This is a genomic window from Gordonia aquimaris (assembly GCF_026262595.1).
Lineage (GTDB): Bacteria > Actinomycetota > Actinomycetes > Mycobacteriales > Mycobacteriaceae > Gordonia > Gordonia tangerina.
Genome location: NZ_JAPKFM010000002.1, coordinates 154,996 through 167,813, shown reverse-complemented (window position 1 = coordinate 167,813; position 12,818 = coordinate 154,996). Strand labels below are relative to the sequence as shown.

Annotated in this window: 10 protein-coding genes; 4 read left to right on the top strand and 6 right to left on the bottom strand. The window is 67.5% G+C overall.

What is annotated here, in order from left to right; all coding sequences use genetic code 11:
- Window positions 1-4 precede the first annotated feature (4 nt).
- Both OSB52_RS02680 and OSB52_RS02675 read left to right on the top strand, forming a co-directional pair.
- Complete coding sequence (locus OSB52_RS02680) at window positions 5-892, top strand: metal ABC transporter ATP-binding protein (RefSeq protein ID WP_235724134.1); 888 nt, start codon at window positions 5-7, stop codon at window positions 890-892.
- Window positions 889-1,764, top strand: a complete 876-nt coding sequence (locus tag OSB52_RS02675) for a metal ABC transporter permease (RefSeq protein WP_266060058.1) — start codon at window positions 889-891, stop codon at window positions 1,762-1,764. The genes OSB52_RS02680 and OSB52_RS02675 overlap by 4 nt, the downstream gene beginning before the upstream one ends.
- A gap of 51 nt (window positions 1,765-1,815) precedes the next feature.
- On the opposite strand, the gene OSB52_RS02670 is transcribed toward OSB52_RS02675, so the two are convergent.
- A complete protein-coding gene (locus OSB52_RS02670) occupies window positions 1,816-2,301 on the bottom strand; it encodes a DUF2599 domain-containing protein (RefSeq protein WP_266060056.1) in 486 nt (161 codons plus the stop codon).
- A 68-nt stretch (window positions 2,302-2,369) separates the two neighbouring features.
- On the opposite strand from OSB52_RS02670, the gene OSB52_RS02665 reads away from it, so the two are divergent.
- Window positions 2,370-3,491 (top strand): glycoside hydrolase 5 family protein, encoded by a 1,122-nt coding sequence (locus OSB52_RS02665; RefSeq protein ID WP_266060055.1) that lies wholly within the window; start codon window positions 2,370-2,372, stop codon window positions 3,489-3,491.
- Here OSB52_RS02665 and OSB52_RS02660 read toward each other — a convergent pair.
- The 4 genes from OSB52_RS02660 to OSB52_RS02645 are packed head-to-tail and all read right to left on the bottom strand — an operon-like array spanning window position 3,484 to window position 10,152.
- Window positions 3,484-5,166 carry an ArnT family glycosyltransferase gene (locus OSB52_RS02660; protein ID WP_266060053.1) on the bottom strand — a complete coding sequence of 561 codons (1,683 nt, stop codon included), beginning with the start codon at window positions 5,164-5,166 and terminating at the stop codon, window positions 3,484-3,486. The two genes, OSB52_RS02665 and OSB52_RS02660, sit on opposite strands and share 8 nt — an antisense overlap.
- Window positions 5,163-6,674, bottom strand: a complete 1,512-nt coding sequence (locus OSB52_RS02655) for a glycosyltransferase (RefSeq protein ID WP_266060051.1) — start codon at window positions 6,672-6,674, stop codon at window positions 5,163-5,165. Before OSB52_RS02655 ends, OSB52_RS02660 begins: the two co-directional genes overlap by 4 nt.
- Window positions 6,671-8,194: a hypothetical protein gene (locus OSB52_RS02650; RefSeq protein WP_266060050.1), complete on the bottom strand. Its 1,524-nt coding sequence runs from the start codon at window positions 8,192-8,194 to the stop codon at window positions 6,671-6,673. The genes OSB52_RS02655 and OSB52_RS02650 overlap by 4 nt, the downstream gene beginning before the upstream one ends.
- Entirely contained in the window at window positions 8,191-10,152 is a 1,962-nt protein-coding gene (locus OSB52_RS02645; RefSeq protein ID WP_266060049.1) for a hypothetical protein, read from the bottom strand. The genes OSB52_RS02650 and OSB52_RS02645 overlap by 4 nt, the downstream gene beginning before the upstream one ends.
- Before the next feature lie 234 nt (window positions 10,153-10,386).
- On the opposite strand from OSB52_RS02645, the gene OSB52_RS02640 reads away from it, so the two are divergent.
- Entirely contained in the window at window positions 10,387-11,193 is an 807-nt protein-coding gene (locus OSB52_RS02640; protein WP_287016881.1) for an alpha/beta fold hydrolase, read from the top strand.
- A 12-nt stretch (window positions 11,194-11,205) separates the two neighbouring features.
- Here the strand turns inward: OSB52_RS02640 and OSB52_RS02635 are convergent, their stop codons facing one another.
- Window positions 11,206-12,756, bottom strand: a complete 1,551-nt coding sequence (locus tag OSB52_RS02635) for a carboxylesterase/lipase family protein (RefSeq protein WP_266060048.1) — start codon at window positions 12,754-12,756, stop codon at window positions 11,206-11,208.
- Window positions 12,757-12,818 lie beyond the last annotated feature (62 nt).

The following is a 12,818-nucleotide window of genomic DNA, read 5'->3' as shown; positions in this document are numbered from 1 at the left end:
CCGCATGGCCCCACCGCATCATCGGCAAGCGCAGACCGCGGAATCGGACCCGCACGCGCCGGTCGCCACCTTCGACGCGGCGCGGCTGGCGTTCGGCTCCCGGGTGCTATGGGACGACCTGGACCTGACGATCTCGCCCGGCGAGTTCGTCGCGGTGCTGGGCCCGAACGGATCGGGCAAGACGTCGTTCCTGCGGTGTCTGCTGGGCCAGTACCAGCTCGACGCCGGGCGACTCGAGGTGACCGATGCGATCGGCTACATCCCGCAGCAGCACGCCGACGACTCGGACCCGATGGCGATGCGCGGCCGCGACCTGGTGGGATTCGGGGTCGACGGCGCGCGTTGGGGTGTCGGGCTGCGTGGGCGGGCGCGGCGACGTCGACTCGTCGACGCCGCACTGGCCGAGGTCGGCGCCACCGCGTACGCCGACGCCCCGATGGGCCTGCTCTCCGGCGGAGAGCAGCAACGCCTGCGGGTCGCCCAGAGCCTGACGTCGAACCCGACGCTGCTGCTGTGCGACGAGCCGTTGTCGAGCCTGGACCCCACCAATCAACAGCGGGTGGTGGAGCTCATCGACGAACGGCGGCGCTCGGCGAACACCGCGATCGTGTTCGTCACGCACGAGATCAACCCGATTCTGCCTTATGTCGACCGGGTCCTGTACCTGGTGGGCGGCCGGTTCCGCATCGGCACCCCCGACGAGGTGATGACCACCGCGACGCTGTCGAACCTGTACGGCAGCGACGTCGAGGTGTTGCGGGTCAACGGCCGGTTGGTGGTGATCGGTGGTGAGGACGGCCATCACTGCGAGGAGACCGCCGATCCGGCCACCTTCGCCGCAGCCGCCGACGCGTCGGCCTTGGTCGACGGAGAGCGAGACCCGCGCACATGACCGTCGCACAACCGTTGGCGGCCGCGGAGATCGACTTCAGCAAGTTCTGGGATTTCAGCGCCACCGCCGACCTACTCAGTCGTGACTTCGTCCAACAGTCACTGCTGGCCATCGCGCTGTTGGGCCTGCTCGGCGGCATCCTCGGCCCACTGATCGTGGCCCGACAGATGTCGTTTGCCGTGCACGGGGTCAGCGAGCTGTCGGTGACCGGCGCCGCGGCCGCGTTGTTGTTGGGTATCAGCGTCAACATCGGCGGAGTGATCGGCGCGGTCATCGCGGCCGGTGTCTTCGGGTTCCTCGGCAACCGTGCGCGCGAACGGGATTCGGTGATCGGCGTGGTGATGGCGTTCGGTCTCGGGCTCGCCGTGCTGTTCCTGGCGCTCTACGGCAGCGCGCGAACCGGTTTCGCCATGCTCACCGGACAGGTGGTCAGCGTGGGCACCGGCGGGTTGACCGCCATCGCCATCACCACCGTCGTGGTGCTCGTCGGGATGGCGATCATCTACCGGCCGTTGCTGTTCGCTTCGCTCGACCCGAGGCTGGCGGCCGCCTCCGGCGTGCCGATCCGCACGTTGTCGGTGGTGTTCGCGGTGTTGATGGGTCTGGCATGTGCGCAGGGTGTGCAGATCATCGGCGCGCTGCTGGTGATGTCGCTGATGATCACCCCCGCAGCCGCGGCCGCACGCTTGACCGCCAATCCGACGACCGTGCTGATCGTGTCGGTGATCTTCGCCGAACTGGCCGCGATCGGCGGGCTCATCCTGTCGCTCGCTCCCGGGCTACCGGTGTCGGTGTTCGTCACGACGATCTCGTTCGTCATCTACGTGGTGTGCCGCTGGGCCGGCCATCGGCGGCAGTTCGTCACGAGGTAAAGCTCACTCGCCTGCCCAGTCAACGGGGACGGGACCATCACGACGCGCGGGCTATTCTTCGGCGAAGCCGGGGTTGCATCGAGTCTGGATCATCACGTCGTCGGTGACCACCGGTCGCTGCGGCTCGATGTTCCAACTCGGTTTGTCCGGCTCGACGAGACGCGCGAAATCCCAGTGACAGTCGAACTGCGCGCGCATACCCGGGGTGTCGGCGTCGGGCGCCATTCGCAGCACCTCGGCCCAGGCGATGTCGTCGCCGGTCGGGTTCTCGGTGCGCCGACCGGCCGGGGTCGGCACGATCTGCAGGCTCGGGCCGACCGCGGTCTCGACCCACGTCACGTGGTCGACGTACGGGGGCGGCAGGGTTGGGGTGCTGGTGGTCGTCGGTGTACTCGCTGCGGCCACACTCGATGTGCTCGTGGTCGTCACCGGCGCCGGGGCGGCGTCGTCGGCGCCCGCGCAGCCACTCGCCGTGACGCCGAGTAGTACGGCCGCCAGGAGCGCGGCACCCGCGCCGACGATGTTGTCAGCCTGCATACCCCGCAGGCTAGCCGAGCCGGTGCTGGCAGCCACCTGTCGCGCCCGGCGACGGGTAGCCTGCGAAGGTGAGACGTCCACGATCGGCCGCACTGATGTGCCTGCTCGTTGTGGTGACTCTCGGCCTCACCGCCTGCTCCACCGGTGATCGTCGCCCGCTGACGGGGCCGACCGTCACCGAGGACTTCAGCACCCGGGTCACCGTCACCGACACCGGACTGCGGCTCGACAACCAGCCCTGGTGGCCCACCGGGTTCAACGCCTACCAACTCGGCACCGACTGGTCTATCAACGAGGGTTGTGGCGCCGAGGTCGATCTCGACGCCTATTTCGCGAAGCTGCCCGCACATGCGCTCACCCGGTTCAATCTGTTCTCGATGTTCGTCGTCGACAAGAACAGTGGGCTGATCGACTTCGGTCCGCTCGACGCCGTCTTCGATGCGGCCACCCGCCACCGGCAGATGGTGTTGCCCGTCCTCGCCGGCGGCACCGGCCAGTGCGAGGACGACCAGTTCAAGCAGCGATCGTGGTACGACGCCGGCTGGCGGACCCAGAAATCTTTGGGCGGCATGACCTTTGCCGATTGGGTTCGCGCCGCCGTGACTCGCTGGAAGGATCGGCCCACCATCGCCGGCTGGGAACTCGTGGGCGAACCCGAAGCAAGTGTGTGCGGCGCCCAGGGCTGCGACTGGCAGGTCCGCGAATGTCCGCCCGGCGGCGATGAGATCTTGCGCTCGTTCTTCGACGACGCGGGCGGACTGCTGCGCTCACTCGATCCGAACCGGCCGATCTTCGCCGGGTTCGTCGGCGGCGATCAGTGCGGGCTCGAGGGCTCGGACTATCTGCAGGTGGCTGGGTCCGAGCGGCTCGATGTGCTCGACTTCCACGACTACGGCGGCAATCTCACCGACTACGGGCCGTCCGGCAGTGACCTGCCCACCCGCATCCGACAGGCCAGCGAGGCCGGTAAACCGATCATGGTCAACGAGATCGGCGTGAACGCCGGGTCCTGCCTCGACCCTGCCGAACGTGCACGCGGGTTGCGCACCAAGATCGGCCAACAGCGCGACGCCGGCACTGCGGGCGCGTTGCTGTGGGCGTTCGTCCCGGATCCCCGAACGCGCGAGTGCACCTACGACATCGGGCCGAGCGACCCGGCGTGGCAGGTCATCGCCGACACCGTCAGCTGACTCCGTTGCTAGTCAACGTGCCGGAACCGGTCACCCGATAGATCCGCCAGTCGGGCAGATCCGCGCCGACGTTGCGGGCCTCCAGGACCAGCACCCCCACCTGGGCACCGTTCTCGTAGAGCGTCGGGAAGCGGACGTTGAGGGCGTCGGATTCCCCTCGTCCACTTCGCGGTACCGACAGCATGTATCGCACCCCGTGCGCGGCCGGATCGTTGACCATCTCGGTGAAATCCTGATCCGACGGGATGACGAACTGCTTCGGATTCTGCGACTGGGCGACGACCGCGAAGCCGTACACGGTGTCGCACAGCACGCTGCCGTCGGGCAGGTCCAAGTCATCGAGGTACTGCGCGATGGACCGTTCGGTTTGAAACGACCGGATCACCCGCTGTCCGTCAAGGACTTCCTGGTTCACCGAATCCTCGTGGGCGCCCAGCGAATAGACCGCGAACTCCTGCGGCGCATATGTCGGCGATCCCATACCCACCGCGGTGCTCGGTACCGCGATCGCCATGGTGATGACCGCGCACATCCCCAGCGCCAGGTAGCCGGCGCCGCGCCGCACCACGATCCGTGGCGCGCTGGCGTGGGCGCCCGGACGCCGGGTGGGGTTCGCGCGGCGGGCGGGAACTGCGAGCAGCGCCACCACCGCCGCCAACGGGACGACCGTCAGGTAGAAACGCAGGAACGCAAACGTCGAGCCTTGCGAGTAGCTGTACACCTGGAAACCCAGGACCAGTCCGATGATGACCAACGGCACCAGCAACGGGTAGAACCGCTGACGCCGATATCGCACGATCGCGACCACCGCCAACAACAACGGGAACAGTGGTGCCAGGATCAGCAGTTCGGTCGTCGAGAACCGCAGCGCCTGCCACGGGGTGGACGACCCGCTGCCCCCGGATTGTTCGAGGATCGCCGCGTTGCCGTAGGCCGAGGACAACTGCGCGAACAGATCGCCGGTGATCAACCAGCTCGTGAACGCCCACCCGATGAAGGCGACGAACGCCGGCAACGCGACGATCGCGACATCGAGGATCACCCGCATCATGCGGTCTGTCGTGTCGCTGCGCCGAAAGGTCACCAGCGCAACCACTATCCCGGCACCCAACGCAGCGGCGGCCCCGTCGTAGCGGGTGAGGTAGGCGAACCCCAGCGCGATGCCCGCGGCGACCAGATCGTGCACGTCGTCGGTGTCGATCCAGCGGATGAGGCGTCGGCCGCACCACGTCAGGAAGAACAGGTACGGGGCCTCACTCATCCCGTTCGCGGCATACAGCACGATCATCGGGTTGAGTGCGTAGCTCGCGGTGACCGCGATCGTGATCCACGGCGCCACCCCGCGGTCGCGTGCGATACCGGCGATCTGCACCACCGAGCCGGCCATGAACACCGACGACATCACCGCCGCCGACAGCGCCGAGGTGGTGATCGCCGGGAAGATCGGGGTCAGCGCCGTCAACGGCAACTGCACGATCACGGTGAGCGGGGTGAAGATGAAGCCGATCGCCGACAGGTGGGGGTCGCGGCTGAACAGCACACTCTGCGCCGACTGCACTCGGGACAGCGAGTCACCGAAGTACCACCGCACATCGGCGGCCAACCACACCCCGATCACCAGGTAGAGCAGCCAGATCACCAGGAAAAGGCCGATGGCCTGCCGACGGGCCGTCACGTCGCCTGCTCGGCGCTCGGGGCGGCGGGCTCGTCGGCCTTCTTGTCGTCGCCACCCGCCGACAGTCCGTGGAAGGTCTTCTCCCAGTACGACGGATTGAACAGCATCTGCCACATGCCCTTGATGGCGGCAATACTCATCAGGACCCAATAGGCGGGCACCATCAGCCCCGACCACACCAGTGCGCTGCGGCCGTCCTCCCGCAGTGCAACGAGATTCATGTAGATTGCCGCACCGTTACCGAAGATCAACGAGATGAGCGACAGGTAGTAGATCGGCCCCGGGAACAGGTCGGCGAACACCGGCGGCTGTCCCGCGATCCACACCACCATGATCAGCCAGAAGATCATGTTCATACACGCGATGACCGGGGTGCCGGCGATCAGCAGTGTGAATCGGTACCACGCCACCGGCCCCAAGATGTGCCACAAGGCCACCGGGCGGCGCATATGCACCAGCCACGTCTGCATGTAGCCCTTGTACCAACGCGACCGCTGGCGCACCCAGTTGATCGCGTCGACGTTGGCCTCCTCCAGCGTGATCGAGTCGAGAACCGCGGTGCGGTAACCATTACCGGAGATCCGGACGCCGAGGTCGGCATCCTCGGTCACGTTGAACGGGTCCCAGGCGCCGATGTCGTCGAGGATGTCGCGCCGGAAGTGATTCGACGTACCGCCCAACGGGATCGGTGCGCGACTGACCATCAGGCCGGGCAGGAGGTAGCCGAACCAGATGCCGTAGTCGGCGGTGAACCATTCAGTGAGGACGTTGTCGCGCGGATTGTGGAAGTTCAGCGCGCACTGTACGCACACCACCCGGTCGTCCTCTTGCCGGAAAGCGGCCACCGCTCGCCGCAGCTGCAGCGGGTCGGGCAGGTCTTCGGCGTCGAAGATGGTGACGATGTCGCCGGTGGCGAAGTGCAGACCGTAGTTACAGGCCTTCGGCTTGGTGCGCGGGTCCGCGGGCGGGACCAGCACCACGGTCACCAGGTCATTGTCGCCCACATCGCGAGCCGCGGTGATCGTCGGCTCGTCGTCGGCCTCCAAGAGCAGCAGAACCTGCAGCTTGTCGTGCGGATACACCAGCGACTCCATGGCCGCGATGAGGTCGCCGACCACCTCAGGTTCGCCGTAGGCGGGCACCAGCACGGTGTACCGCGGCAGTTCGTCGTCGGGGATTGCCCGTGCCTGCTCGTCGCTGATCCGGATGGCGCCGTTGACCAGTCCACGTCGGAAGATCACCAACCGATCCAGCAGCGACAGGACGTAGACGACGGTCGCGACGGAGATCAACCCGGCCGCGGTATGCACCGGGAACAGCACGAGCAGGACCACGACGACCACCAGCGCGCCGATGCCGCCGATCTTCTGGCCGCGACTGAACGGCACCGACGCCGACATCTGCGGATCGATGTCACGCAGCCGCTCGACGGCGTCGTAGAGCGCGGCCTCCCGGTAGTCGGCGTCGTCGAGGAGTTCGGCCACGCTTCGGCCATCCCGCGGTGTCATGTCGTCGTCCCGATCGCGTCGACCTGCGCGTTGATGAGATCGGTGGCGCAGTCGATCAGCAGATCTTTGTCCTTGAACTGTGGTTCGAGGTCGGTGACCACCGAGTTGCCGCGGAATAGGACGGTGATGAACGTGTTGAGGTTGCGGACCACCGTCGGCTGCGGCGACGGGAACTGCGCGTCGGGTTCGTGATTGTCGACCGAGACGATGGTGACCCGCTGCGTGGTGGTGCCGTTGTTCCACTCCCACGTCATGCGGTTGAAGGTGAGATAGCTGGTGTCGTCGACGACGGTCTGCAGAAACCCGGTCACGCCGTGCGGCAGCGGAATCTCTTGCGAGTCACTGAACCGGTCGCCGACGAGGTCGTAGACGAAGAAGATGGGGTACACCTCGAAGGTGATCGGTCGCGAGCTCTCGATGGTGTTCACCACGACCTTGCGGGGCCGGGCGAACTTGTCGAACTCGAGACTCCCCTGCGACTGATACAGATCCTGACCGGTCATCACCGCGTTGCGGCCGTACATCCGCGACACCCACTCGTACTGCCGGACCTGCCCGGCCACCCAACCGGACGGCACCAGCATCGGCGGGCGGGTGTCGAGGCCGTCGATCCGCGGATTAGGGATGTCGCCGAAGGTCGGGATCGGGATGAACGCCATCGCGATCGCCACCGCGGCGAGCAGCATCCCGGGCCGACCGACCTTCTTCACGGCGGGGCGATACTTCTCGCGCCCCAGCGGGCTCCACGCGACATGCGACACCCGGCGACGGTCCACGTACAGCACGGCGCAGGCTGCCAGCGCAGCCGCCACGGCGGGCACGGTCTGGTAGACCCACAGGCGGACATCCGGGAAGACCATGCGCACCACGAACAGCGCCATGGTGCCGGCGACCGCGGCAATCGAAGCCCCGACGAGTCCACGCCGCCAGGTGCGAGCGGAGGCCACCCAGGTCGCCGCCGCGGCGAAGGCGACCATCACGACGCCTGCGGCGACCGGCCCGCCGCGCATCACCAGCACCTCCATCCGGTATGGCACCGGGAAGATCATCAGCAGCAGGAACCACACCCAGCGGTAGCGGGCCACCGGTCGCAGTCCGAACACCAGAGCGCAACTGCCCAGCGCAAAGATCCACAGCGCCAACAGATCGACGTGGCTCACCAGGTAGGCGTCGGTGTAACGCAAGTTGAGGAACTTGACGGTCATCGCGATGAACAGCAGCACCACACCGGCGATCACATCGGTCTGCCGGTCGTGGATCGGCCGTTCCTCGCCGCGGCGCCAGGACACACCCGTCGCGGCGATGAGCACCAGCACCAACACGGCCGGCAGATAGGTGATGATCGTCTGCGAGCCCATCTCGGTGACGACGGCGCCGAGCGTGTTCCAGAACGCGACCATCGTCGCGGCCACCACCAGCGCCCACCGCAGACCCAGGATCCATGTCACGTCCTGCGAGATCCGCTCACGCAGACCCGCTCGCGGTGTCGCCGGTGCGGGGACCGGCGCCGTCGCGGTCACGACGACTCCGGACGCCCGCGTCGTCTCCGGATGACCAGGGTGCCGAAGATCACCGCTCCGGCAAGCACCACCGCGGCGAGCAACGCGACGCCGATGACCCACGGTCCGATCTGTTCGGAATCGGTGTCCGGCGCATTGACCTCGTCGGATGCGACGGACACCGGATCCTGACCGCTGACCTGCAGCACCGCATCTCCATCGAGCGCCGGCCACCGGTCATCGGTGGACAGCCATTGCAGAAGCGCGTCGAGATCACGTTCGTCGTCGGTGGACGTCGCCACCAGCAGGCTGCGCCCGCCCTGCCGGGTCACCTCCAACGCTCCGAACTCGATCCCGGGATTCAGCGTCACGGTCGACGCCTGCCCCGACTCCCCTGCCGACGTGACGGTCAGGGTGCGTCCGTCCGAGGTCAACGGCAGGGTCATCTCCGGCAGCCCCTCGCCGTCGGCGGAAATCAGGATGGCCGGTTGGCCCGACGACGCCGCGGTGTCCATCGAGACCACGTCGATACCCAGCGGCACCGCCGACATCGACTGGAGTCCGGCGACGATCGCGACGGCACGGCCCACGTCGGCCGCGTCACCGTTGGTCCACGCGAGCTGGGTGCGCGGCATCAGCGCCTGCGGCAGCGAGCCGAAACCTGCGGGCTGCGGCGGGTCGGCCTGCTCGGAAGTGATCTCACCGGCCGACGACATACTGAGCGTGTTCCGGTAACCGCTGCCACAGGTCTCGCCCAGATTGCCCCGCTCCAGCGTCAGCGACACTTCGGTGTAGCGCCGCAACACGTCATCGGGGATGTCGACCCAGGTGTTATAGGTGCCCGAGCCGTCGGTCGGGATGGTCGTGATCACCCGGTCACCGACCCGGACGGCGATGGCCCCGTTGCCGGAGTTGGACGGTCCGGGGCTGTACGAACCGATCAACTGCACTCGTACCCCGGTGGCCGACCAGCCCAGTCGGGTCTGGTCGATGCCGAAGGTGACCCGCGGCCATGCCGCGGACGTGATCGACTGATCGGGCACGCCGAGGTCGCTCAGCGTCTGCACCGACGCCGGCAGTTGGGGCGCGTTGTGCAGCGCGCCGGCGACCGCCGACGAGCTCAGCGCGATCGGCGCGAGGTTGGAGGTGAGGAACTGGGTCTGGGTGAGCAGATCCTCATCGGACCCGCCGATGACGAGGTAGGACGACCCGCGGGAGGTTTCGATCGCAAGTCCGGGGTCGGCGTCGCCGTTGATGACGATCTGCCGCTCGAGCGGTCCGGCCGCCGTCGGCGGCACCATCGAACCGCGCGACAACGGCACCGTCTCGATGCGGACCGGCGCGGGAGCGTACTGCGACACCACGGCCGACGCCAGATTGACCGCCGCCGCCCCCTCCGCCTCGCGGACATCATCGGGAACATAGATGGTGAGCCCGCGCAGGGTCGGCGGCAGGAACCCGGCGACGGTCTGCGGAATGGCCTCACGCCCGGTGTAGACCACCTCCGTGTTGGTCAGTCGCAACGCGTTCTCGGGGTCGAACTGGCAGAACCCCTCGACGCGCAGGTAGGCGCGCAGCGTCAGGTCAACGGCATTCTGATCGACCCGAACACCGCGCAGCGACAGCGAGATCGGCGCACCCACACCGGCGGTGAGTGGGGTGCGCGAGATCAGTCGCTCCCCTTGCAGGACATCGATACTGCCGCCGGTAACGAAAGCCGGCACCTGGGTTTCGGCACGCAGAACCGACGGTGTGAGATCCGGTGTGACGGGCAGACTCAAGCTGATCTCACCCTGCTGCCCCTCGAACGCGAGGGTCGTCGACGATCCGAGGTCACGCAGACTCATCGGTGGTGGCGGATCGCCGGGCGCCGCCGAGGCCGCACCCGCGAGGCCGACGGAAGCGGCGACCATGCCCAGCACCGCGATGAGAACCGACATCGCCTGCACGCGACGGCCATACCCCTGGCGAACGTACATCGAACCCTTCCCTGCGCACGCCAAGGCCCCCACCCACTGCGTGCTCTCGACAGACCAAGCCCAACGAACTCCACCTGGAAAGGTATCCGAAACCGCGGTCACCGGCCGGACAATGACACGGACGGGATGCCGGGGTCCCGCGTCACGTCGGTTCCGCTGGGAGTCGGCTCCCGTTGCGCATTCGAGTCACAACCGTTTCCCACCGGCTCCACGGATTCTGGAACGATGGCGGGAGTGTCGAGCGTGACCATCGGTGATCGGGTCGACGGCGGCGTCTACATAGACGTCGGCGGACGACGGATCTGGCATTTCTGTGGCGGCGACCCGTCCGGGCCGCCGGTGGTGTTGCTGCATGGCGCGTTCGGGTCGGCGTCCACCTGGGGCGCACAGTTCAGCGACTTCATCCGCGCCGGCTTGTCCATTTTCGCTCCCGAACGCAGCGGGCACGGGCATTCGCCCGACCATGACGGGCCGTTCACACTCGACGACATGGTCGCCGAGACGATCGGCTACCTCGAGCGGGCGGTGGGCGCGCCGGCGCACCTCGTCGGCTGGAGCGACGGGGCCGTGATCGCGCTGCTCGTCGCTCGCAGCCGGCCGGACCTGGTGAGCCGTGTGGTGGCGACATCGACTTACATCAACCAGACCGGCCACGATGCGGCCGAGTTCCTGGACCTGATCCGGTCCCGCCATCCGGCGACGGTGGAGTTCCTGCGCGACGGTTATGTCGCGGTGACCCCGGACGGGCCGGAGCACTTCGGCGTCGTTTACGACAAGACGTTCGCCATGCTGGAACACGAACCCGACTTCGACCTGTCAGTGCTTGCCGGGGTCGCTGCTTCAACGCTGGTGGTGGCGCCCGATCACGGCGTCGGCCTCCTCGACCACGTGCTGGACATGGTCCGGGCACTGCCCAAGGGCCGGCTGGCCGTGCTGCCGGGCACCCACATCCTGCCGGTCGAGGCCCCGGAACTCTTCAATCCGCTGGTGGTGTCCTTCTTGGCCGCCGACCCACCCCACCATTGGGTGCCCTACCGCTGACCGAAGGGCACATCAGGCCGGTACATGCACCTTGCGCCAGGCCACACGGCGCGCCCCGTCCGGATCGGTTTCCACACGATCCGGGTTGTCGATGACCAGTACCTTACGCGTGGCCGGATCGTAGGTGGGCCAGCCCAGCCCGGGCACACCCGCCGTTGCGAATGCGCCCCACCGGGCCTGCACCGACCGGATCATCCGGCCCGTCGAGCGCCAGTCGCCCACCGCGAGACCGGCACCGATCGCCGACCGAAAGGCCCCGAACACCGCGAACAATTCGGTGGCGTGGGTGGCACCCATGCCGGTGGCCTTCAGCATCCGGCTGCGGAAGTCGTAGCGGTACACGTAGGTCGGGGCCACCGCGGCGTGACCCTCCGCGAAGGCCACCATCGGCGCCCAGAACACCGAATCCGCCGACAACCGGATCAGGTCGCTGTCGCCACCGTTGTACAGCGCGCTGATCTCTCTGCGCGACTGCTCGTCGTCGACACGCACCAAGGCCTTCTCGGCATCGGGCAGGACGTTCCAGAGTTTGCTGAACAACAGCCCCTCGTCGCGGTTGCTGCCGATGATCAGCGGCACCGGATGAGTTTTCCCGGCCGCGGCCATCTGCAGCGGCAGTGCGGGCAGGTACTCGCCGTCGATCACCGGCCCGAACGGGATCGGGTCTCCGAGGCCGGCCACCTGCGCGAACTTCATCAGTCGATCGCCTGCGCGCAGGATGTCGCGAGCGGAGGCGCGGGCGAGCACGTTCTGCACCTCGTCGGCAGAGATCGGCTCGACCCCGTCATCGAGCTGCGTGGCGCGACGATCCGGGTCACGCAGAATACGCACGAACTCGTCGGCGTAGGCGCGGGCGGCGTCGGCGCCGATGGTGAGGTCGGGCGCCGGGCTCTGTGAGATGGCCCGGGCGAACAGTCCCTTCGCCGCCGGTGCGCACATCAGCGAAAGCACCGCCGACGCTCCCGCACTCTCGCCGAAGACGGTGACGTTGTCGGGGTCACCACCGAAGGCGGCGATGTTGCGCTGCACCCATTGCAGAGCCGCGACCTGGTCTTTGAGGCCCAGATTCGAGTCGAACGGGCGCTCGTCGGTGCTGTAGGCGCTGAAATCGAGGTAACCGAACGGGCCGAAACGGTATTGCACCGTCACTACGATCACGTCCTCGGCACGCGCGAGCAATGAGCCCTCGTAGAGCGGGGTGGCCGCAGTACCCAGGATGTAGGCGCCGCCGTGGACGAAGACCATCACCGGCCGAGGCCGCGACGACGACTTCTCCGGGGCGAACACGTTGAGCGTCAGGCAGTCCTCGCCCATCGGCTGGTAACGGCCGGGGCCGACCGCGGTGTACATCTTCTCCTGGATGGCCGCCTTGCCGAATCGGGTGCAATCGCGCACTCCCGGCCACGGATGCACCGGCTGGGGGTCGCGGAACCGCAGCCCGGCCACCGGCGGTGCCGCGAACGGGATGCCCTTCCAGCTGATGGTGCCGCGCCGGGTGCGCTTGCCCCGGACTCCCTCGACGATGCCATCGGCCGTGGTAACCCTTCTATCGATCGCTGTCATATAGCCCAAGATAATGCAGCATGGTCCACCGTCGAGTGACCCCCGTCACTCCGGGTTCCGCG